At 38.2% G+C, this 20,355-nt stretch carries 21 protein-coding genes; 1 reads left to right on the forward strand and 20 read right to left on the reverse strand.

The window, feature by feature from the left end:
• Position 1: 1 nt before the first annotated feature.
• Both NPA36_RS01290 and NPA36_RS01295 read right to left on the reverse strand, forming a co-directional pair.
• Positions 2 to 229 (reverse strand): hypothetical protein, encoded by a 228-nt coding sequence (locus NPA36_RS01290; protein WP_256944306.1) that lies wholly within the window; start codon positions 227 to 229, stop codon positions 2 to 4.
• Positions 222 to 1,325, reverse strand: coding sequence for a DNA cytosine methyltransferase (locus NPA36_RS01295; protein ID WP_256944307.1), 1,104 nt, complete (start codon positions 1,323 to 1,325; stop codon positions 222 to 224). Before NPA36_RS01295 ends, NPA36_RS01290 begins: the two co-directional genes overlap by 8 nt.
• 555 nt (positions 1,326 to 1,880) lie before the next feature.
• Between NPA36_RS01295 and clpP the strand changes: the two genes are divergently transcribed.
• The gene (clpP, locus tag NPA36_RS01300; protein ID WP_256944308.1) at positions 1,881 to 2,474 is read left to right on the forward strand and encodes an ATP-dependent Clp endopeptidase proteolytic subunit ClpP; all 594 of its coding nucleotides are present in this window, start codon (positions 1,881 to 1,883) and stop codon (positions 2,472 to 2,474) included.
• 243 nt (positions 2,475 to 2,717) lie between these two features.
• On the opposite strand, the gene NPA36_RS01305 is transcribed toward clpP, so the two are convergent.
• From NPA36_RS01305 to NPA36_RS01390, 18 genes are all read right to left on the reverse strand, one after another.
• Positions 2,718 to 3,356, reverse strand: coding sequence for a GOLPH3/VPS74 family protein (locus NPA36_RS01305; protein ID WP_256944309.1), 639 nt, complete (start codon positions 3,354 to 3,356; stop codon positions 2,718 to 2,720).
• Between the two features lie 61 nt (positions 3,357 to 3,417).
• The gene (locus NPA36_RS01310; RefSeq protein WP_256944310.1) at positions 3,418 to 4,590 is read right to left on the reverse strand and encodes a DUF2325 domain-containing protein; all 1,173 of its coding nucleotides are present in this window, start codon (positions 4,588 to 4,590) and stop codon (positions 3,418 to 3,420) included.
• Positions 4,591 to 4,812: 222 nt separating this feature from the next.
• Complete coding sequence (locus NPA36_RS01315; RefSeq protein WP_256944311.1) at positions 4,813 to 6,603, reverse strand: M20/M25/M40 family metallo-hydrolase; 1,791 nt, start codon at positions 6,601 to 6,603, stop codon at positions 4,813 to 4,815.
• A 251-nt stretch (positions 6,604 to 6,854) separates the two neighbouring features.
• A complete protein-coding gene (locus NPA36_RS01320) occupies positions 6,855 to 7,049 on the reverse strand; it encodes a DNA-directed RNA polymerase subunit beta (protein ID WP_256944312.1) in 195 nt (64 codons plus the stop codon).
• Between the two features lie 3 nt (positions 7,050 to 7,052).
• Positions 7,053 to 8,126, reverse strand: coding sequence for a rod shape-determining protein (gene mreB / locus NPA36_RS01325; RefSeq protein WP_256944313.1), 1,074 nt, complete (start codon positions 8,124 to 8,126; stop codon positions 7,053 to 7,055).
• A gap of 23 nt (positions 8,127 to 8,149) precedes the next feature.
• Positions 8,150 to 9,472: a UDP-N-acetylglucosamine 1-carboxyvinyltransferase gene (gene murA / locus NPA36_RS01330; protein ID WP_256944314.1), complete on the reverse strand. Its 1,323-nt coding sequence runs from the start codon at positions 9,470 to 9,472 to the stop codon at positions 8,150 to 8,152.
• A 55-nt stretch (positions 9,473 to 9,527) separates the two neighbouring features.
• Complete coding sequence (locus NPA36_RS01335; protein ID WP_256944315.1) at positions 9,528 to 9,773, reverse strand: DUF1146 family protein; 246 nt, start codon at positions 9,771 to 9,773, stop codon at positions 9,528 to 9,530.
• An 831-nt stretch (positions 9,774 to 10,604) separates the two neighbouring features.
• The gene (locus tag NPA36_RS01340; RefSeq protein ID WP_256944316.1) at positions 10,605 to 11,033 is read right to left on the reverse strand and encodes a F0F1 ATP synthase subunit epsilon; all 429 of its coding nucleotides are present in this window, start codon (positions 11,031 to 11,033) and stop codon (positions 10,605 to 10,607) included.
• Between the two features lie 12 nt (positions 11,034 to 11,045).
• The gene (atpD, locus tag NPA36_RS01345; RefSeq protein ID WP_256944317.1) at positions 11,046 to 12,464 is read right to left on the reverse strand and encodes a F0F1 ATP synthase subunit beta; all 1,419 of its coding nucleotides are present in this window, start codon (positions 12,462 to 12,464) and stop codon (positions 11,046 to 11,048) included.
• Positions 12,465 to 12,522: 58 nt separating this feature from the next.
• Complete coding sequence (locus tag NPA36_RS01350) at positions 12,523 to 13,464, reverse strand: F0F1 ATP synthase subunit gamma (RefSeq protein WP_256944318.1); 942 nt, start codon at positions 13,462 to 13,464, stop codon at positions 12,523 to 12,525.
• Positions 13,465 to 13,490: 26 nt separating this feature from the next.
• A complete protein-coding gene (atpA, locus tag NPA36_RS01355; RefSeq protein ID WP_256944319.1) occupies positions 13,491 to 15,005 on the reverse strand; it encodes a F0F1 ATP synthase subunit alpha in 1,515 nt (504 codons plus the stop codon).
• Between the two features lie 4 nt (positions 15,006 to 15,009).
• Positions 15,010 to 15,552 (reverse strand): F0F1 ATP synthase subunit delta, encoded by a 543-nt coding sequence (locus NPA36_RS01360; protein ID WP_256944320.1) that lies wholly within the window; start codon positions 15,550 to 15,552, stop codon positions 15,010 to 15,012.
• Positions 15,549 to 16,061, reverse strand: a complete 513-nt coding sequence (atpF, locus tag NPA36_RS01365) for a F0F1 ATP synthase subunit B (RefSeq protein WP_256944321.1) — start codon at positions 16,059 to 16,061, stop codon at positions 15,549 to 15,551. Before atpF ends, NPA36_RS01360 begins: the two co-directional genes overlap by 4 nt.
• 42 nt (positions 16,062 to 16,103) lie before the next feature.
• Positions 16,104 to 16,319 (reverse strand): F0F1 ATP synthase subunit C, encoded by a 216-nt coding sequence (atpE, locus tag NPA36_RS01370; protein WP_256944322.1) that lies wholly within the window; start codon positions 16,317 to 16,319, stop codon positions 16,104 to 16,106.
• Positions 16,320 to 16,375: 56 nt separating this feature from the next.
• A complete protein-coding gene (atpB, locus tag NPA36_RS01375) occupies positions 16,376 to 17,092 on the reverse strand; it encodes a F0F1 ATP synthase subunit A (RefSeq protein ID WP_256944323.1) in 717 nt (238 codons plus the stop codon).
• 141 nt (positions 17,093 to 17,233) lie between these two features.
• On the reverse strand, positions 17,234 to 17,869 hold the full coding sequence (upp, locus tag NPA36_RS01380) for a uracil phosphoribosyltransferase (protein WP_256944324.1): 636 nt from the start codon (positions 17,867 to 17,869) through the stop codon (positions 17,234 to 17,236).
• 100 nt (positions 17,870 to 17,969) lie between these two features.
• A complete protein-coding gene (locus NPA36_RS01385) occupies positions 17,970 to 19,220 on the reverse strand; it encodes a serine hydroxymethyltransferase (RefSeq protein ID WP_256944325.1) in 1,251 nt (416 codons plus the stop codon).
• Positions 19,221 to 19,323: 103 nt separating this feature from the next.
• Entirely contained in the window at positions 19,324 to 20,343 is a 1,020-nt protein-coding gene (locus tag NPA36_RS01390; RefSeq protein ID WP_256944326.1) for an L-threonylcarbamoyladenylate synthase, read from the reverse strand.
• Between the last annotated feature and the right edge of the window lie 12 nt (positions 20,344 to 20,355).

Consider the following 20,355-nt stretch of genomic DNA (forward strand, 5'->3'; position numbering starts at 1 on the left):
GTTACACCTCCTTGTATAAATTCCGTATGGTTTGTATTTGATTTTTGACGATCAGAAGATATTCTTCGACTTCCACCAATTGTTCTGCGATTGCTTGTCGACCTCGTTCTTCTCGACCGTCAATGTGTTGTAAAAACTGGAAATTATTGACAGCCGCAGACAACTGGTTAATTGAGTTGGTACATAATAATTGTTGGGCAGCTTTTAACCGTTCACGTTCTCTAATCATGGGTTTCTCCTTTGTAATAAACCTTCGCAACATTTGATAAAATATATTCAGCACAAGGAACCACAATAGAATTTCCTAATGCTTTGTATCTTGCGGAATCACTGATTAATTGATGATCCATCCCATATTGAGTCCAATTTTCAGGTAAATCCATGATTCGTTCACATTCAAGGGGCGTCAGTTTCCGAACAAAGCCTTCTGTTTCTAACCCTTCTTGCCAATACGCAAAGACGTCAACAGTTCCAGCTAAGAGAGTGGGAAAAGGGTCAGTTGGTTGTCCGAAACTGGAGATGTATCCTTTGGCATTTTTTTCTTTACCATAAGAGCGCATTCGGCGCTCTTGGAAGGGATAGAGGAATAAGTGCCGCCCTGTTTCAGTAATAAAGCTTCGATGGTCTTTGGTGGGCGACAACCTGATTTTGTCGCAAGGGTTAGAATTCGCGTGCATTCCTTTGGGTTCAAATAGTATTTCTCTGGCACGGAAGTCTCTAAAATCTGCGACGAGAAAGATTCTTCGACGTCGTTGGGGCACTCCCCAGTATTGACTATCGAGGAGTCGCCAACACACATCAACATTTCTCCCTCGCACCATGCCGGCGTTTGCCCATTGACGAGAGAGAGGAATTGGAACTTCGGTTTGAACGAAGGCTTCCAAGACGGCCTTAAAATCCAGTCGGTTATTTGACGAAAAAGCTCCCATGACGTTTTCCCAAATAGCGAGAGTTGGATACTTTCCATTGGTTGTTTCCCTCATTTCTTCAATAATTCTAATCGCTTCATAAAATAGATTGGATTTCTTGCCAGCTAATCCTTCACGATTTCCAATGGTTGATAGATTCTGACAAGGCGATCCAAAAGTGACAATATCAACGGGTGGGATTTCACCACCGTGTAATTTGGTTAAGTCTCCTAAATGAATCATATGAGGAAACTGTTTCTTTGTAATACGAATCGGTGCCTTTTCAATTTCACTTGCCCATAATGGTGTGATACCATTTCTTTGAGCAGCTAAAGGAAAGACACCGATACCGTCAAAAAGACTTCCTAAAGTAAGATTTGTAATTGTTATCAACTCCTCTTCATACAAAAAAGACACCTCATTTAATATGAAGTGTCCAAATTATTTTTATTATTTAGTTAAAAATTTACTTTACTAAAACTTACTCATAAAACAATATTCCTTTAGAATATTTAAAAGTAAATAGCAATTAAGTTAAAATAGAGGATACGAATGTTAGTTTGAAATCAGTATATATTTTTTTATTTCTATTAAAGAGTATCGTCATTAATTCTAATTGTAGATTAGCTATGCTCCGTTATATGTTATATTATAGATACAAGTTGAGATACATCCTTAATGAAACTTATAGAAATCTATTGAAAGTTGATTTTTTTAATACATCGAAAATCCTATCATATCAACCTTAGTGACACTTATTGAAAAATCGAATTAATTTTCCGGTTCTTATGATGGGGGTTCGATTCCCTCAGGTGACATTGGTTTGACCTTCTACAAATTTTGCTATTATGTGTAAGTCCCCTCTAGTCATTTCCCAGTGGCTTTGGGGGCTTTTTCTTTCAATCATATTAATTGACCTTATTTGACCTTTTTAGTAAACTAATCCTATATGAATGAAATGGAGGAAATAAAATGAATCTAATACCTACAGTTATTGAACAATCTTCTCGTGGTGAACGTGCTTATGATATTTATTCTCGTCTTTTGAAAGACCGTATTATTATGGTTAGTGGTCCTGTGCATGATGATATGGCCAACTCAATTATTGCGCAACTTTTATTCTTGGATGCGCAAGACCCTGAAAAGGATATCTATATGTATATCAACTCCCCTGGTGGCTCTGTTACAGCTGGGCTAGCTATTTTTGACACCATGAACTTTATCAAAGCTGATGTACAAACGATTGCTATGGGATTAGCTGCTTCGATGGGTTCTTTCCTACTGACAGCTGGTCAAAAAGGCAAACGTTACGCTTTGCCAAATGCAGAAATCTTAATTCACCAACCTCTTGGCGGAGCACAAGGTCAAGCAACTGAGATTGAGATTGTGGCACGTCAAATCCTAAAAACTCGTGAACGTCTCAATAAAATTTTGGCTGAACGCACTGGTCAAAGTTTAAAACAAATTGAAAAAGATACTGACCGCGACAACTACATGACTGCTCAAGAAGCTTTGAAATACGGCTTAATTGACGGTATCATGGAGAATGCTAACGAGCTTAAATAAGGATAATGATGGCTTAGGCTGATGAATCTTAGCTTGAACATTATTTAAGAATACAAAAAATGCCTAGAATCAACGTTTATATGGACGTGATTCTAGGCGTTTTTGTATTCTTGGATTTTTTGACCCAATTAATAAATGTTTATATTCTAATTTCTTTGAAAAGGTAAAACTCTATTTACACTGAAGTTCTAACATACTACTAAAAAACAAGCATTTCCATAATAGAATCTTGATTGTTATTCTCTAGAGAAACGGCACAAGCATTGCTACAGAAAATCCATCGATACTTGCCAACATTTCTTTCACTATATTTTTGGAATCAGATTCACCAATCTCTTTAATCCTTTGTCGAATAACTTTTATCTCTTCTTTTGAAAAATAGAGTTTCAAAACTTTTACTGGATCCAGTATGGTTGTCAGAATAATAATTTGTTCGTCTTCCTTTTGCGTATCGATTAAGAAGGATGAACGAATATCACTAATAATCTGTTCCTTTGCCCTGTCACTACTTTGCCATTTTCCATTGTGGTCAACAAGAACCGTGTCCGTATTTTGCAAAGAGTCAAAAATACTGGTTTGGTACAGAGAAAAAGGATTCTTCAAAATACTTGTTACATAAATATTCGTTAAGTTCATAATACTCATTTTTTCTTTAGTTTTCAGAACGTCATATAAAGGCTTCAAGTACTTTAACTCATCAGTTAATCCTGAAATAACTGTAATTTTCTTATTTTCAATCTGAATGACACCGCCCATTTGTAAATCAATTAGCCCTGCAACAAGTAAACCTACCCCAACAGGTGCTTTTGTATTAGAAACTGAAAACTGACCTTTTTTTGGTAAAGCGACAATAAAATATTTTTGACTAATTCCTAAATTCATTTTTTCCTCCTTATTTATTTTGTTTTGACGTATAAATCTAAAAATATACAACACTTCATTTTTAGACTTGTTTCATAGAATCTTCCTCTAGCACTAACTTTTTCTTCATCACTGACAGTCTTCTAACCAATTCAATTCCACCTATATTTTTAGTATAGCCATGTACCTTGCCCATTTTTTTACAGTGTTCTTTTGCTAAATACATAGCCTCATGACTAATACTTTGAGTATAAATCATTATCAAATCAGCTTTTCTAATTTGAGAAATTATTGAAGCATGGCTCTCGTTACCAGACAAATATGAATATGTCCCATCTCTTTTAATAATTTCTTCTTTTGCATTTTTATGCAAATTTTTATTTGTTCCACCAATAGTTAAAACTGTTAATCCTTTGAAGATAGGTTTAACAGGTCGACCTTGTTTAGAAGTTTTACTAACTTTTTTCTTTTTCGAAACTACAGTATCTTTAGCTTCTTTTTTGGTTGGAATTTCCTCTATTTTATACTTCCAAATCACATTGCCAATCATTGAATTGTCTATTTGGTGAGCATAATCGATGATGTCTCCTTCTTCCAATCTGAACGTAGCCCTGTCTCCATCAGAAATAAGTGCTCTAATCTCAATTTCTGATTCCTTATCTGGGAATTCAATATACAAACGATTTAAATCCTCATGTTTCTTTACTGTCAGAAATGTATGTATCTCTCTGACTTTTTCACGTTTTGTAGTATTTTTTTGAAGAATCACAAAATCATAGTGTACTCGATTAGATTTTTTCTTATTTTCTATATCATAATAAGGACTTTTTGAAACATAAGTTGCACGGACAAAATCTCCCTCTTCAATACCAAGGTCCCTTATTGCTTTTTCTGGCACAAACAGTTCTTGCTGTTTATTAATGACTCCTCCTCTGATTTTTTGTTGGAAGTATCCTTCTATGATTTTTCCATTAGCACTTATTTTCTCTTTTCGATTTATTGTAGAAACTTTTGGAATCATTGGCTCAATTCTTGTTTTTACTCCATTAATTTCCTTATAAATCGCTGTATCCTTTTCGACCTCACTTCTTTGTTCGTTACTTTCTGATAGGAAATTAATATCTTTAATCACATCTAATATAGCTAGTTGCTCTTTTATTCTTGCAGAAATTTCTTCCACATTAAAACTTGTTAAATTATCTAAACAATATTGAATTTCTCCCTTAACCAACGAAATGAATTGATCTTTTTTCAAATTATTGCCTCCTAGTTAATTAAAAATTTTACTTATTTAATTATTATGACCTAAAAATATGTTTTTCACAAGTTCTTTAAGATTATTTGATAAAAATTATTATTTTACTTACCTATATCTGAAGATATTTTGATTAGCTTTACTATCTCCAGTAAATTTCAGACAAAAAAAGACCTCAACACAAAACAATCTGTGTGAGGTCTCCCGATTCTTTAAAACCTTCTATTTCTTAACAGTTTTCTTAGTTCTCAATTTCTCCGAAGCCATCAGCCCTAGTCCCGCAGCTAGGCCAAATAATGCCCAACCGGTACTTGATAGGTCTGTACCTGTTTCTGGCAATTTACCTACAGTACTTGCGGCTACTTTAACTGGTTTGGTTCCTGGTTTTGAACTTGTATCTTTTGTCGGTTTATCGTCAATGATAATTGGTTTAGATCTACGTTTAATCACTCGATTAGTCGGCAAGTTAGTGATTTGTGTCTCAACGATTACACCGTCAATAACTTTACTGGTTAATACGCCCTTTGTACCTTCTGTTACAACGACTTCCTCATTAGTTGTCAAAGTATCATCAATTTCATAGATAGTCTCAAAAGGAATATCTTCTGTTATATACTCAATTTTCGCATCTGGATTGGTAATATTGGTTAACAAATTGTACAAGATACTTGAGAAGCTATAAAGATGTGAGCTGACACGCCCAGGGAAATGCTCATTGAGAAAATCTAGATTGTCCATTCCTGTATGGAATATAGGACCAAACTCTTCTGTTTGATTATAACCATCTAAGTCACCAATATTCCAGTTTGTCGCTTCAAAATAAACAACAGGGATTCCAACTTCATTAAATGGTGCATGGTCACTCCAGTCTCCAGTTTCACCATAAGGATATTCTTCATTTAACCCTGGATTTGTTTGCATACCTGGAATATTTATGGCTTCAGCAATATCGAAAGCTTGGTCCCGTACCCAGGTCTTACCACCTAAGCCAGAATACATATACTTATAGTCTCCTGAAATTAGAGAGTCTAAATTAATCATAGCAAGAGTGTTGTCAATCTCCTCTTGCGACATCTGTGACACATGGTACTTAGAGCCTTGTAACCCAACCTCTTCTGCCCCAAAAGCAATAAAACGAATGGTATAATCAGTAAATTGACTATACAGTCGTTGCGCCATTTCTAATAGGATACCTGCTCCAGAAGCATTGTCATCCGCACCATGCGAACCACCTGAACTTACAGAATCATAGTGAGCTCCTAAGATCACTTCTTGAGAAAGTGCTCCTGGTTTTACAACAGAAATATTTTGCGAAGTGTAGGTAGTTCCTCTCCGTTCAAAACTAAACTCATCCGTAATAACTTCATAACCCATCTGTTTAAATTGGTCAATCACGTATTCTTGAGCTAATTTTTCGCCTTCAGTTCCCACAACACGACTGCCAATTGTCTCTGATAGGTATTCAACATGTTCCAAGGCTTTTTCGCCAAATGTTGGATCTTCTACCAGATTATCCATAATAAGTGATGGGTCATTTCCAACTTCTTTTGTTTCTACTTTTGGTTCTGCTGTTGCTTCGGTACTAGTTTTTTCAACCGGAGTACCTGTTTCTGGTAAAGCTTGGGTACTTGTTTCAGTAGGTTCTACTAACGGTGCAGCTTCATCAGCTTTTTCTGTGATTGTTTCTGTAGTAGATTCAGCAGAAGTCTCCTCTTTTGCGACCTCTGGACTAGCTTCTACTTCTGGAGTATTTTCACTTATGGCTACTGGTGCATCAACAAGTGTTCCTTCCGCCAGATCTTCCGATTCTTTTTCAGTAGGTTCTACCACTTCAGTCGTTACACTTGCCTCTGTCCCCTCTACTTGATTAGCACTGACTACTTGGCTACCGAATAAAAAGCAGGATCCAATCATAGCAGAAACTAAGCCAACTCGAAGTTTTCTTAGGGTAAAGGTTTTTGTCTTTTGCCCCATCTGCTTCTTACGCATGTCTTCATTGTTCTTCCCAAACATAAAATCACTCCTCTTAATTATTTGTAACACTTAACACCCAAAGTATACCATGTGTAAGCACTCTTTAAAAGCGTAGTCAAGGTTTATGAGAGAAATATCATTTTCATTAGCCATTGGATTTACTTTCATTTAATGAAGTACTTTTTCAAAATAAAGTAGCGACTGGAGAAACAGCCAAAAAAGGTACCGTTCAATCAGAACGATACCTTTTCCAAAGTCTTTTTTAGTTCTTAAAACATCACATTAACAGATTATTGAACAAAATCAATAATCTTCTGCCAAGTTTCTTGTTTGAAAATATCAGCAGGGTCGCCACCTTCACCAATCACGCTATAGCCAATCATTAAGCCAACAGAGAAGAGGATTATAGCAATTAATAGAAATAGTAACGTACGAATAATCGTAGACAAGAAAAAGTTTTTACTTGAACGAACACGATTTACCATAGATTATTCTTCTCCTTTTTCGTCGACCATATTAGCTGTCGGATTCATGACAACACGGTTGGTATTAAATAAATTTTTTATAAAATCAAACGGGCCAGATTTGGCTTTAATTCTTTCTAACAGAATTCCTGTTCCAAGAGCCACACTGTCCAGAGGATTTTCTGCTATCAAAACGGGCACCTGCAATCGTCCGTTAAGGAAGGTGTCGATACCATGTATCAAAGCTCCGCCACCTGTTACCATAATCCCACGCTCGATAATATCTCCCGCTAATTCCGGAGGTGTTTGTTCAAGGACTAGTCGTGCTTCTTCTGCGATTGTTTCTAAAATTTCTTTCATACAATCATAAATCTCATTAGAATGAATCGTAATAATTTTTGGCAGGCCACTTGCCATATCCCTACCCTTTATCATCATATCTGACTCATTTTCCAGCGGTATAGCCGTTCCCAGATTCATTTTTATATCCTCTGCAGTTCGATCTCCGATTAGCATTTGGTATTTATCCTTGATGTAAAGAGCAATCTCATGGTCGATATCATCGCCAGCTAACTTAATAGATCGGCTAGTAACGGCTGCTCCCATGGATAAAACAGCAATATCAGAAGTCCCACCGCCCATGTCGATGACCATGTTACCAATTGGGGAGAAAATATCCAGCCCAACACCAACAGCAGCAACTTTTGGTTCTTCTTCCAAATAAATAGATTTGCCACCACATTTAATAGCTGCTTGAATGATGGCCTTCTCTTCAACACTGGTAATATTGGTCGGAGTACAAATCAGTATGTCAGGTTTATGAAAAATACTTTGTAAGTTCAAGCGTCTGATGAACTGCTCCAATAATTGTTCTGTAATAGAAATATCTGCGATTACCCCACCTTTTAAGGGATGAATAACAGAAACATCTTTTGGCGTTCTACCAACCATTTTGTAGGCTTGGGCACCAATAGCAATCACTTGACCTGTTTTATCGTTAACGGCAACCAAAGAGGGCTCATTCAAGATGACACCGCGTCCTTGTAAATAGATTAGAATATTAGCAGTACCTAAATCAATTCCAATATCTCTTGCCATTCATATCCCTCACTTACATCAACTTATTTTTCTGTAGCCAATAATATATCTTCTAATTGTCCAAAGCTTAATGGTTGCACATCAGACTCTTCAATGCGCTCAATGCTTGCTCCAAGTGCACGTAGTTTGATATGGAAATCATAGTAGCCTCTATCTAAATATTTTAGTTCAGTAACACGGGTAATGCCTTCTGCACACATACCAGCAATAATCAAAGCGGCAGCAGCACGAAGGTCTGTTGCAGCTACTTCTGCTCCTTGCAACATAGATGGCCCAACCATAAAGGCAGAGCTTCCCTCAATTTTAAAGTTGGCACCCATACGTCTCATTTCTTCCAAATGACGGAAACGGTTTTCAAAGACAGTTTCGGTCATGATACTTGTACCACTTGACAATAGTTGAGCGATGGTCATTTGAGCCTGCATATCCGTTGGGAATCCAGGATGTGGCAAGGTTTTAGCGTCAACAGCTTTTAACTGTTTCGGTCCGATAACACGGATGCCATTCGCTTCTTCTTGGAAAATAACGTTCATTTCTTGGAGCTTTGAAATTAATGGTTGATTGTGTTCAGCGATAGCATCCTCAATCAATACATTACCTTCCGTCACAGCTGCGGCAACCATAAAGGTACCTGCTTCGATTCTATCAGGGATAATGGAATGTCTCGTCCCTTGAAGAGCTGTTACACCTTCAATACGGATAGTTTCAGTACCAGCACCGACAATCTTTGCACCCATTTGGTTTAATATGTTGGCAAGGTCAACGATTTCTGGTTCCCGAGCAACGTTTTCAATAAAGGTAGTTCCCTTTGCTAGGGTTGCTGCCATCATGATATTTTGAGTTGCCCCTACTGAAGGAAAGTCTAAATAGATTCTAGCACCACGTAATTGGTCAACACTAGCTTCCACAAAACCATTATTTGTGGTGATTTTAGCACCCATTGCTTCAAAGCCTTTTAAATGTAAATCAATAGGTCTTGAACCAATAGCACAACCACCAGGCATAGCAACTTTCGCATGACCAAAACGCGCCAAAAGTGGGCCCATGACTACCATAGAGGCACGCATCTTGCTAACATATTCAAAAGGTGCTTCTGTTTTAATCACACCTGTAGCATTTAAAGAAATTTCTTTGTCTTCAGGATTAAATTCACTGGTCACATTCAAGTATTCCAATACCTTCAACATAGTGTGCACATCTGATAAATTTGGTACATTGGATAAATGAGTCAAGCCATTTTCCGCCAAAATACTTGCTGCTAGAATTGGTAGAACCGCATTTTTAGCACCTTCTACCTTAACTGTTCCGTTTAGGCGAGTCCCTCCACGTACAATCATTTTTTCCATTAAAAATCCCTCCACTATTACGAGTTCCGTTATTCATTCGTTGTCAAATTTCATTCTAATTTGCTAATTGTAATAATAAACCGACAAAACTGTTTAACTGGTCTGCCACCAATAAAAAGAAGGAGCCCACAGCATAGCCGATTGCAATAGCAAGAAATAAAAATAAGAGTCGAACTTCTCCAACATGGTTTTTCCTTAAAATGCTTTCTATCTTGATGGACTTTAAAGACCATGATGCTAAATAGATAAAACCAAGATAAGTAAATAAGCGCAAAAGCGAACTTATTGTAAGAAGCGTCACAATTACTACCTCCAATATTATTTCAGCTTTCATCTTACCACAAGTAACCCATAAAAAAAAGCTTGAGAAGTTTACAAACAGACAAAGTTTGCATTACTGCTTTCTTAAAGCCTTTTCAAAATACAAACTTCTTGAAAAAGTGTAAAATTTGAACTTAGGAAAGAATTTTGTGAAGTATGTTTCCTTTACATAATTGGACGAGTCTTCAAGTTCACTGTGGGAAATCAAAACGGTGGCACCGCCTTGAGCCTTGGTCTCCCGGCTTAGCCGCCTACGTGACTGTAAATCGGCTGAAGCCGAAACAGTCACTGTGCGTCAGCTATGCTTGTACACCGCTATTTCCCACAGTGAACTTGAAGACTCTTCGTGCTTAGGAAATTGAGTCTGTATTAAGTCGTAATCACTTATAAAAGTATTTTTATCTCATAAATAATTTATTCTCCATATTCCACTAAAGTAAGACTAATAAGCACATTACTGATATCGATATATAAAAAGAATGGCACAGATAATTTATCGGTCAGTAAGCACTAAACAAAGAGTAAGATAAATAAGATTAAGTTTTATTATATGTATCTAAGCAGAAACCAAACGAGCCTGTAGCCCATACAAGCTCCAAGTCACGGTGCAAAGCACACCAGACGCACAGTGGCTGTTTCGGCTTCAGCCGATTTACAGCCACGTAGATTGGCGAGTCTTGAGACCAAGGCTCAAGATGGTGCCACCGAATTGACTTGGAGCTAGTATGGGCTACAGGATTGTGAATTGAACAATCAAAAAAGTACCTAGACCAGCTCATTTAAGAACTTCCTAGATACTCATCATTTTGATTTAATACCGCCTATGCTTTGAAACACCGATACGGTTAATCGCCTTGCTTAAAGCAAGCTTAGCCCTATCCATTTCATTCTTAGTCGCATTTTCTTTTTTCAAAGCTGATTCGGCTTCTGCCTTAGCATGTTCTGCACGCTCAATATCAATATCCCTTGCTCGCTCAGCAACGTTTGCCAAGATAGTAACCACGTTATCCCTGACCTCCATAACACCTCCACCAATAGCAATAAAATCTGTCGGAGAGTCATCCAAAAAACGTTTTACTTTTAAGGCACCAATTTTCAAAGGCACCATAATCGGGGCATGATTAGGAAGGATGGTTAATCCTCCATCTAATGTTTCAACGCTGACCGAATAGGACCTGTGATTATAAACCTTACCTTCTGGCGTGGTAACCACAACCATTAGTTCGTGGTGATCTAACATGGTGATTACCTCCTAGTTTCCTGCCGCTTTTGCTTTAGCAAGAACATCATCAATCGTTCCCACATTTCTAAAGGCATCTTCTGGAATATCATCATAGTCACCCTCGATAATACCTTTAAAACCACGAACAGTTTCTTTAATCGGAACATAAGAACCAGGCTGTCCAGTAAAGGCTTCTGCCACGTGGAAGTTTTGGGATAAGAAGAATTGAATTCGACGAGCACGATTGACAATCACTTTTTCATTGTCAGACAGTTCATCAATCCCTAAGATGGCAATGATATCCTTTAATTCACGATAACGTTGCAGCATTTGTTGCACTTCCATGGCCACCTTATAGTGTTCTTCCCCAACAATTTCAGGCGAAAGAGCACTAGATGTTGATGCTAATGGATCAACAGCAGGGTAAATTCCTTGCTCCGTCAATTTACGCTCCAAGTTGGTCGTTGCATCCAAATGGGCAAACGTAGTAGCTGGCGCTGGGTCAGTATAGTCATCGGCAGGCACATAAATAGCTTGAATCGATGTAATGGAGCCATCTTGAGTGGAGCTAATCCGCTCTTGTAGTTGACCCATTTCCGTAGCTAAGGTTGGTTGATAACCTACTGCTGATGGCATACGACCCAGTAAAGCTGATACTTCTGATCCAGCCTGAGTAAAGCGGTAAATATTGTCGATAAACAAAAGAACGTCCTGCTTTTCTTTATCTCGGAAATACTCTGCAATCGTCAAACCAGTTAAAGCAACTCTCATACGAGCTCCTGGTGGTTCATTCATTTGCCCAAAAACCATGGCAGTTTTAGCAGCAACACCTGATTCTTGCATTTCGTGGTATAGGTCATTTCCTTCACGAGTTCGTTCCCCTACACCAGTGAAAACTGAAATACCACCCAATTCTTCAGATATATTATGGATCAATTCTTGGATTAAAACAGTTTTACCAACACCCGCACCACCAAAAAGTCCAATTTTACCACCTTTTAAATATGGTGCAAGAAGATCTATAACTTTAATCCCAGTTTCTAAGATTTCATATTGGCTACTAAGTTCTTCAAACTTAGGAGCTTTTTTATGGATTTCTTCGCGTGGAAAGTCTGCTGGAAATGGTTCACCTAAATCAATTGTTTCTCCTAAAACATTAAAGACACGTCCTAGGGTTTCTGACCCAACCGGAACAGTAATTGTTCTTCCTAAGTCACGAACAATCATTCCACGTTGAAGGCCATCTGTTGATTCCATAGCAATGGTACGAACAGCGCCATCCCCTAATTCAACAGCCGTTTCAAGTGTAACAGTAACAGCTTTTTTTGTACCATCCGCCGCAACTTTTTCAACTTCCAAGGCATTATGAATGTCTGGAACTCCTGATTCGATTGGGAACAATACATCAACTACTGGTCCCACAACTTGAATAATTTCTCCAGTCCTCAATTTATCTCCTCCTTGTTAACTTGTCTAACACTACTTTATAGGCTTCCATCAGTCATTTCTAATTCATGTTTTCCAGAGCGCTTGCCCCTCCAACAATCTCAGAAATTTCCTGTGTAATTTGAGCCTGACGTTTTTGGTTCATTTCTTGTGTCAAATCACTAATTAATTCCTTGGCATTATCTGTGGCACTTCTCATGGCCGTCATTCTGGAAGCTTGTTCAGCCGCCTTGGCATCGATAATGGCTCCATAAATTAAGGATTCGGCATATTGAGGTAATAAGGTATCCATAATGATTTCTTTAGAAGGTTCAAAAATGTAATCCAATTCATACTGTTTTGCTTCTCCTTCATCCAAATCTATAATGGGCAACATTTTTTCTACCCGATAATTAGAAAGTAAGGCATTTCTGTGGTGATTGTAGCAAACATAGAATTCATCAAAGACACCCTTACGGAACATTTTAACGGCACCCAAAACGATTTTTCTTACTTCTTCAAATGAAGGGATATCACTAACATCATTGATTTCTACTACGACATCAATTCCTTGTTTTTTAAAGAAGCGGCTAGCAGCAGAACCAATGGTCATAATGACATATTCATCAGGCGAGTCATGGTCTGTTTCAAGCATTTCCATAGTCGCTTGGAAGATGGAAGAGTTGTAAGAACCAGCCAAACCTTGGTCAGAAGAGATGACTAAATAGCCAGTTTTTAGTACTGGACGTTCAATCAGTAGGTCGTGGTAATCTATCGCAAGTTCGTCACTATCTTCCCTATCGTAATCTTGATCTTCTTGCTCAGTGTCGACTTTTGGGCCGTGCGCATATAGCAAGTGTGTTACTACCTCACGAATCTTTTCTGCATAATCTTGATAGCGTCGAACGGCCAGTTCAGATTTTACAAGCTTAGAAGCGGATACCATCTGCATGGCACTTGTAATTTGACTTGTTTTTTTAGTTGATACAATTCTTTTTTTTATGTCATTTAAGGAAGCACCCATACTCAGTCACCTCTGCTTTCCTAATCTTATTGTGCACGTTCATAAAGATGAACTCGTTTAAACTGATCAATAACATTGTAAAACGTCTCTTCATCTGGCAAAACTTCTTCATAACGAATCACATCTAGCAAATCACTATGTTCAGCCTCCAAATGTTGGTAGAGAGCTTTTTCAAAGTTTTTCAAGCGTTCAACAGGTATTGAATCTAAAATGCCGTGCGTTAAGGCAAATAAAATAGAAACCTGATACTCTATCGGTAATGGATTATGCAAATCTTGTTTCAAGACCTCTACTGTTCGTTTCCCACGATTCAGCTTTTGTTGCGTTGACGCATCTAAGTCTGAGCCAAATTGCGTGAAAGCTTCCAATTCACGGTAACTTGCCAAATCAATCCGCAACGTTCCCGAAACTTTTTTCATTGCCTTAATTTGTGCTGATCCTCCAACACGAGAGACCGATAAACCAGCGGCAATGGCAGGTCTAACTCCAGAGAAGAACAAATCACTCTCCAAGAAAATTTGACCGTCTGTAATCGAAATAACATTGGTTGGAATATAAGCAGATATATCTCCTGCCTGCGTTTCAATAATAGGCAGTGCAGTGATAGAACCGCCACCTAATTGTTCATTCAGCTTGGCAGACCGTTCTAGTAAGCGAGAATGCAAGTAGAAAACATCACCCGGATAAGCTTCACGACCTGGTGGACGACGTAATAATAGCGAAATTTCACGGTAAGCAGCAGCCTGTTTTGACAAATCATCATAGATGACCAAAACATCTTTGCCAGCATACATAAATTCTTCTGCCATTGCAGTACCAGAATATGGTGCGATATACAGCATTGGTGCGGGTTGAGAGGCACTGGCTGATACAACTGTTGTATAGTCCATAGCGCCATAGCGTTTAAGTGTTTCAACAATAGCTTTAACCGTAGATTCCTTTTGACCAATCGCTATGTAGATACAAAGCGTATCTTTCCCTTTTTGGTTAATAATGGCATCAATGGCAATACTAGTCTTACCGGTTTTACGGTCTCCGATGATTAGCTCACGTTGGCCTTTTCCGATTGGGACTAGTGCATCAACAGCCTTTATACCAGTTGCTAAGGATTGATTAACTGATTGTCTTTCCATAACACCTGGAGCTTCGTTTTCAACCGGTCTTCTTTTATTAGTTGCAATTGGGCCTAAACCATCAATTGGACGGCCTAAAGCATCAACAACTCGACCGATTAAGGCATCTCCAACAGGAACGTCTAGAATTCTACCTGTACGTTTAACAGATTCTCCCTCATGAATATTTTCATAAGTACCGAAAATAATGACTCCGACATCAGCCTTTTCTAAGTTTTGCGCCATGCCGTACGTTCCATTTTCAAATTCAACCAGTTCCCCAGCCATCACATTGCTCAAGCCAATAACTCGTGCAATCCCATCACCAATAAAGGATACTTCTCCTATTTCCTCTATTTTTTGTTCCATTTCAAAGGATTTTATTTTATCGCGGATACCTGTAGTAATATCTCGGATTTCAGCGTTCATGTTCTCACCTCTTCATATCTGTCTGCTTGACAAGAGCGCCGAAAGAAGACAGTTTTTTTGCAATTGTTCCGTCTAGCAGATAATCTTTTGATTTTACCAATACGCCACCAATTAAATCTGGATCGACGATATTAACCAAAGAATCATACTCTTGGTGCGTTTTCTTTTGGAAGGCACTTGCAATTTGTTCAATCTCTTGCTCCGTCAAAGGAACTGCTGTTTTTATTTCTAATTTTGAAGAATTATAGATATCCACGAAAGCCTCAAGAGCGTCAACCAGATTTACCAGCCCACTTTGAGACAGATAAGGTCTGATATATTCTTGAGTACTTGGAGACAACATAAAGTCTTCCGCTTCAATTAAGTTACGTTTTTTCTCAAAACTGCAATTCTCCAAATGAAGTAATTGTCTAAATGAAGACTTGTTCTGAATACCGTCCAATAGTTCTTGAATTTCTTTGGTTACTAGTTGGAGCTGACCATCAAATTTAACTTGATTATAGAATTGGCTGGCATCTTTTAGAATTGTTTTATTGATCCGTTTCATTTGACATCCAGCCCTTCAATGAAGCTAGTAATCAGCTCTTGATGTTCCTTAGCAGAAATTTCTTTTTTCAAGATTTGTTGTGCTAATTCGATAGAAATGTCTCCAACTTGTGCTTGAAGTTCCATAACAGAACGCTGTTTCATATTGTCAATTTCTTTTTGGGCATCAAGTTTCATCCGCGTCACAACTTCACGCGCTTCTTTTATCATTTCGTCCTGCATTTTAGTGCTAGCTTCTCTTGAATTTGTCAAGATTGTATTTGCTTGATCCTCTGCATTTTGAATAATGGTGCTAGCTTGTGCCACTACAGACTCAGCTTCTTTTCGCTTAGTAGCAGCATTGTCTAAGTCCTGGCTAATCTTATCTCGTCTAGCTTCCATTACGCTAATCACCTTATCCCAAGCAAAACGCTTGATTAAGGCCATCAAAATGATAAAGGAAATGAGTACAAAGATAGTATCTCCTAAACTTGTTGATGCTGATGTACTAAGTGCTATAGTTTGAAGCATTCATCATCCCTCCTTCATCCATTGTCATTAGTTTGTGAAAATTTACTTCACAAACACTAGGATTAAGGCAATGATAACCGCGAAGATTGGCATCGCTTCGATCATACCAACACCAATAAACATGGTTGTTCTTAATTCTTTAGACATTTCTGGTTGACGAGTCATGGACTCAATTGTTTTTGTGATTACGGCTTGGTTACCATAGGCTGCGGCTAGGGCTGCTCCTACTACTGCGATTGCTGCTGCTAATTCTGTCATTTCTATTTCCTCATTTCTTTTATTCTTATTTATTGTATCTTTTACTCTTACTGTAACTAGCCTTCATGTTCAATCTTATGTGAAATGTAAACCATAGAAAGAGTACAAAATACAAAAGCTTGTAACAATCCAATGGCTACGGAAAATCCTTGCCAAATAATGGCTAAAGGAATTGATACTACACCGGTTATAATGCCACTACTTGCTGCCAACATGACAATCAAACTAAGTAGCACTTCACCCGCAAAAATATTCCCATATAAACGGAAGGCAAGTGTAATAACATTGGTAAACTCTTCTATAATCTTAATTGGCAAGATAAAGGCTGCCGGTGATAAAAAGGAATTCTTAATGTAGCCTTTAAAGCCCATTTTTTCAACACCGGAATAGTGAGTAATTAAGGCTATCATTAACGATAAGGCCAAACAAACTATTGGGCTGGCGGTTGGGCTACTAAAAAAGCTCTCTTCACCAAAATGGATAAATACTGCTAGACCTATGATATTGGCAACAAAGATAAAGGTGAATAAGGTAAAGATGAATAAGTGATATGCTTTTCCATCTTTCCACTCCATAGAGCCTTTTATAATTCCCTTTGCAAAGTCAATAATATATTCAAAAGCATTTTGAAGTTTACTTGGTCTTATACCTGTCTTGCGACTAGCAAGGATACAAAATATCAAAATCAATAGACAGGTAACACTAGTAGATACCAATACCGGAACAGAAAAATCTAGCCCTAAAAAGTGGATGACTTTTGATTCTGCTTCCATTCTTTCTTCTCCTAACATTATTCTTTCGTGTGGATAGACGAGACAAACACCACTCTTGGATACAAAAAACATTCCCAAAAGTGGTGTTTGATTATTGTCAGATTAGTGGCAATAGTCCAACCACATTGGTGTGACTAAAGATTACTTGGTTCCAAACAGACGATCACCTGCATCGCCCAAGCCTGGAAGAATATAACTGTTTTCATCTAATTTTTCGTCTAATGCTGCTGCGTAAATTTGAATATCTGGATGAGCGTCCTGAAGAACTTTCACCCCTTCTGGCGCAGCTACTAAACAACAAAACTTAATGGAAGATGGAACAGCGCCTCTAGCGATTAAAGAATCGATAGCTGCTACAGCCGATCCCCCTGTAGCTAACATTGGGTCAACTACAAATAATTGACGTTCAGAAATATCTGAAGGCAGTTTAACAAAATACTCAACAGGTTGTAAGGTATCATGATCACGATACATTCCAACGTGACCGACTTTTGCAGCTGGAATTAATTCCAAGATGCCATCAACCATTCCAAGACCTGCTCTCAGGATTGGAATAATTGCCACCTTCTTACCGGCAAGTGTCTTTTGAGTTGTTTTCATCAAAGGAGTCTCAATCACAAGATCTTCTAAGGGTAAGTCTCTTGAAACCTCGTAAGCCATAAGCATTGAAATTTCATTGACTACTTCACGAAAAACTTTTGTTCCACAGTTCTTTTCGCGAATCATCGTTAACTTATGCTGAATTAACGGATGGTCCATAACATGAAAATTGTTCATTTAATTTTTCTCCTTCCATTCTTAATACCACAGGATATTGTACCGAAAAGCGTTTAGAAATACCAGAGAAATCTTTTATTGAAAACGATTTTATCTAAAACTATTTCTTATCGCCCTCTTTTTGATACAAAGGATACTTTTCAACAAGCAATTTTACTGTTTGTCTTACCTTTTCTAGTTGTTCAGGATCATCATGTCCTAGCAAGGTATCTACAATTAATTGAGCTACTTGGGCTGCATCATGGGTTAAAAAGCCTCGACTTGTAATTGCTGGTGTTCCGATTCGGATGCCACTTGTTTTTGTAGGTGGCAAGGTATCGAAAGGAATGGCATTTTTATTCACTGTAATTCCAACAGTATCTAAGAGGTCTTGTGCTTCTTTTCCGTTTAAACCAGTTTCTGTGATATCCAATAAGAGCAAATGGTTATCTGTCCCACCAGAAATCATCTTAATTGGGCTATCTTTAAAAACAGATGCCATTGCTTTGGCATTGTCTACAACCTGATGTATATAGTCATCAAAATCTGTCGATAAAGCCTCATGGAAAGCTACTGCTTTAGCGGCAATAACATGTTCTAAAGGCCCACCCTGAATTCCCGGGAAGATAGCACTATTTAATTTTTTGGCAAATTCTGCCTTAGCTAAAATCAAGCCTCCTCTTGGACCGCGTAGGGTTTTATGAGTGGTTGAGGTAACAACGTCTGCATAACGCACTGGATTTTGATGGTAGCCTTTTGCCACTAGGCCAGCGATATGAGCCATATCAACCATAAAATAAGCATTAACTTTTTTAGCAATCTGACCAATTCGTTTGAAATCAATCGCACGTGGGTAAGCAGAAGCTCCCGCTACGATAAGTTTCGGTTGTTCTTTTATAGCTATAGCTTCCAACTGATCATAATCAATTGTTTCTGTCTCTCTTGAAAGCCCATAAGCAACAAAGTGGTAATCTTGTCCAGAAAAATTTACGCCTAAACCATGTGTCAAATGGCCACCATGATTTAAATCCATACCTAGAACTTTGTCCCCCGGCTCTAATAAAGCACGGTAAACTGCCATATTGGCCTGAGATCCAGAATGAGGTTGGACGTTAGCATATTCTGCATGGAATAATTCCTTGGCACGGTCGATGGCCAAATTCTCAATAACGTCAATATACTCACAACCACCATAATAACGACGACCAGGGTATCCTTCAGCATACTTGTTTGTTAAAACACTCCCTTGTGCCTCCATTACTTGCTCTGAGACAAAGTTCTCTGAAGCAATCAATTCGATGCCATCTTGTTGACGTTTCTTTTCTAAAGCAATTGTTTTAAATACTTCATTATCTCTTACTTCTACCTTCATTCCATCATCTCCAATCACAAAAGAATTCTTATTCGGTCTTAGAAAAATATCCAAACCAAATACACTCATAGTTTACCATAACTACAAGAAAAAAAGCAGATATTCAATCTGCTTTCACGGCTTTCTTTAATCGATTCATATACGCTAAGCCCAATTGAGAATCCTCACTAGATTCTACCAAAATAACTTGAGCTCCACTTTTATCTAGCTGGCGCAATCCATCGAACAAATGGTGAGCCATACTCTGGATATCACCCTCTTGCCCTAGGGAATAAGTTGCATGAACTTGAGAAGCAAAATGGTCAACCAAAGTTTGATTAGCTAGAATAGCTATTTTATTCCCTTGCTTGTTTAGGGACTTAATATGCGCTTGCCAAGCATCACCATTTGGAGACAAGGCCATAACAGGCGTTTCAGGAGCGTAATGGCGGTATTTCATTCCCGGTGCTCTTGGTGCCTCATCCTTTGCTGCTGATTCCTTCTCGCTAGCTACGTGAATATTCAGACCTAAGACTTCCTCAATAGCTTCCCTACTAACAAATCCTGGTCTTAGGATACTGAACTGTTCAGGGTCTGATAGATCAAGAACTGTTGATTCTAAACCAATCTGTGTCATGCCTCCATCACAAATGCCGGCAATTTGACCGTCAAAATCATCCATGACATGACTAACCTTAGTTGGACTTGGACGCCCCGATTTGTTGGCGCTAGGTCCAACAATAGGCTCCTGACAAGCACTAATCAAAGCTAGAGCCAAAGAATGGGCTGGCATGCGAAAAGCAACAGTCTTTCTTCCTCCTGTAACACTAGGCGCAAAAACTCCTTCCCTAACAGGCAAGATAATGGTTAACGGTCCAGGCCAAAAAACATTAGTAAGCTTCTTAGCAGCTAAAGGAAAAGATTCAACAACTTTTATTACTTGTTCTATAGTAGACACATGCACTATGAGGGGGTTGTCACTTGGTCTTCCTTTCACTTGGTAAACGGATGCCACAGCCTGATCATTGCTGGCAATAGCACCTAACCCATAGACAGTTTCAGTTGGAAAAGCGACAATTTGTCCGTTTTTAAGGGCTTGTCCAGCTTCTTCTATGGTTTCAATTGTATAGATTTTTGTTTCCATTATATACTCCTT

Source organism: Granulicatella seriolae (assembly GCF_024543085.1).
In the GTDB taxonomy this organism is placed as follows: Bacteria; Bacillota; Bacilli; order Lactobacillales; family Aerococcaceae; genus Granulicatella; species Granulicatella seriolae.

Excerpts from the sequence above, each read along its gene's own strand:
- NPA36_RS01350 (WP_256944318.1), bottom strand. The coding sequence starts at position 13,464 with ATGGGTGCTTCCTTAAATGACATAAAAAAAAGAATTGTATCAACTAAA.
- NPA36_RS01305 (WP_256944309.1), bottom strand. The coding sequence starts at position 3,356 with ATGAATTTAGGAATTAGTCAAAAATATTTTATTGTCGCTTTACCAAAA.
- atpE (WP_256944322.1), bottom strand. The coding sequence starts at position 16,319 with ATGACAGAATTAGCAGCAGCAATCGCAGTAGTAGGAGCAGCCCTAGCC.
- NPA36_RS01385 (WP_256944325.1), bottom strand. The coding sequence starts at position 19,220 with ATGAAGGTAGAAGTAAGAGATAATGAAGTATTTAAAACAATTGCTTTA.
- NPA36_RS01320 (WP_256944312.1), bottom strand. The coding sequence starts at position 7,049 with ATGGTAAATCGTGTTCGTTCAAGTAAAAACTTTTTCTTGTCTACGATT.
- clpP (WP_256944308.1), top strand. The coding sequence starts at position 1,881 with ATGAATCTAATACCTACAGTTATTGAACAATCTTCTCGTGGTGAACGT.
- upp (WP_256944324.1), bottom strand. The coding sequence starts at position 17,869 with ATGAACAATTTTCATGTTATGGACCATCCGTTAATTCAGCATAAGTTA.
- NPA36_RS01360 (WP_256944320.1), bottom strand. The coding sequence starts at position 15,552 with ATGAAACGGATCAATAAAACAATTCTAAAAGATGCCAGCCAATTCTAT.
- atpB (WP_256944323.1), bottom strand. The coding sequence starts at position 17,092 with ATGGAAGCAGAATCAAAAGTCATCCACTTTTTAGGGCTAGATTTTTCT.
- atpA (WP_256944319.1), bottom strand. The coding sequence starts at position 15,005 with ATGAACGCTGAAATCCGAGATATTACTACAGGTATCCGCGATAAAATA.
- NPA36_RS01290 (WP_256944306.1), bottom strand. The coding sequence starts at position 229 with ATGATTAGAGAACGTGAACGGTTAAAAGCTGCCCAACAATTATTATGT.
- NPA36_RS01315 (WP_256944311.1), bottom strand. The coding sequence starts at position 6,603 with ATGTTTGGGAAGAACAATGAAGACATGCGTAAGAAGCAGATGGGGCAA.
- NPA36_RS01340 (WP_256944316.1), bottom strand. The coding sequence starts at position 11,033 with ATGTTAGATCACCACGAACTAATGGTTGTGGTTACCACGCCAGAAGGT.
- murA (WP_256944314.1), bottom strand. The coding sequence starts at position 9,472 with ATGGAAAAAATGATTGTACGTGGAGGGACTCGCCTAAACGGAACAGTT.
- mreB (WP_256944313.1), bottom strand. The coding sequence starts at position 8,126 with ATGGCAAGAGATATTGGAATTGATTTAGGTACTGCTAATATTCTAATC.
- NPA36_RS01390 (WP_256944326.1), bottom strand. The coding sequence starts at position 20,343 with ATGGAAACAAAAATCTATACAATTGAAACCATAGAAGAAGCTGGACAA.
- atpF (WP_256944321.1), bottom strand. The coding sequence starts at position 16,061 with ATGCTTCAAACTATAGCACTTAGTACATCAGCATCAACAAGTTTAGGA.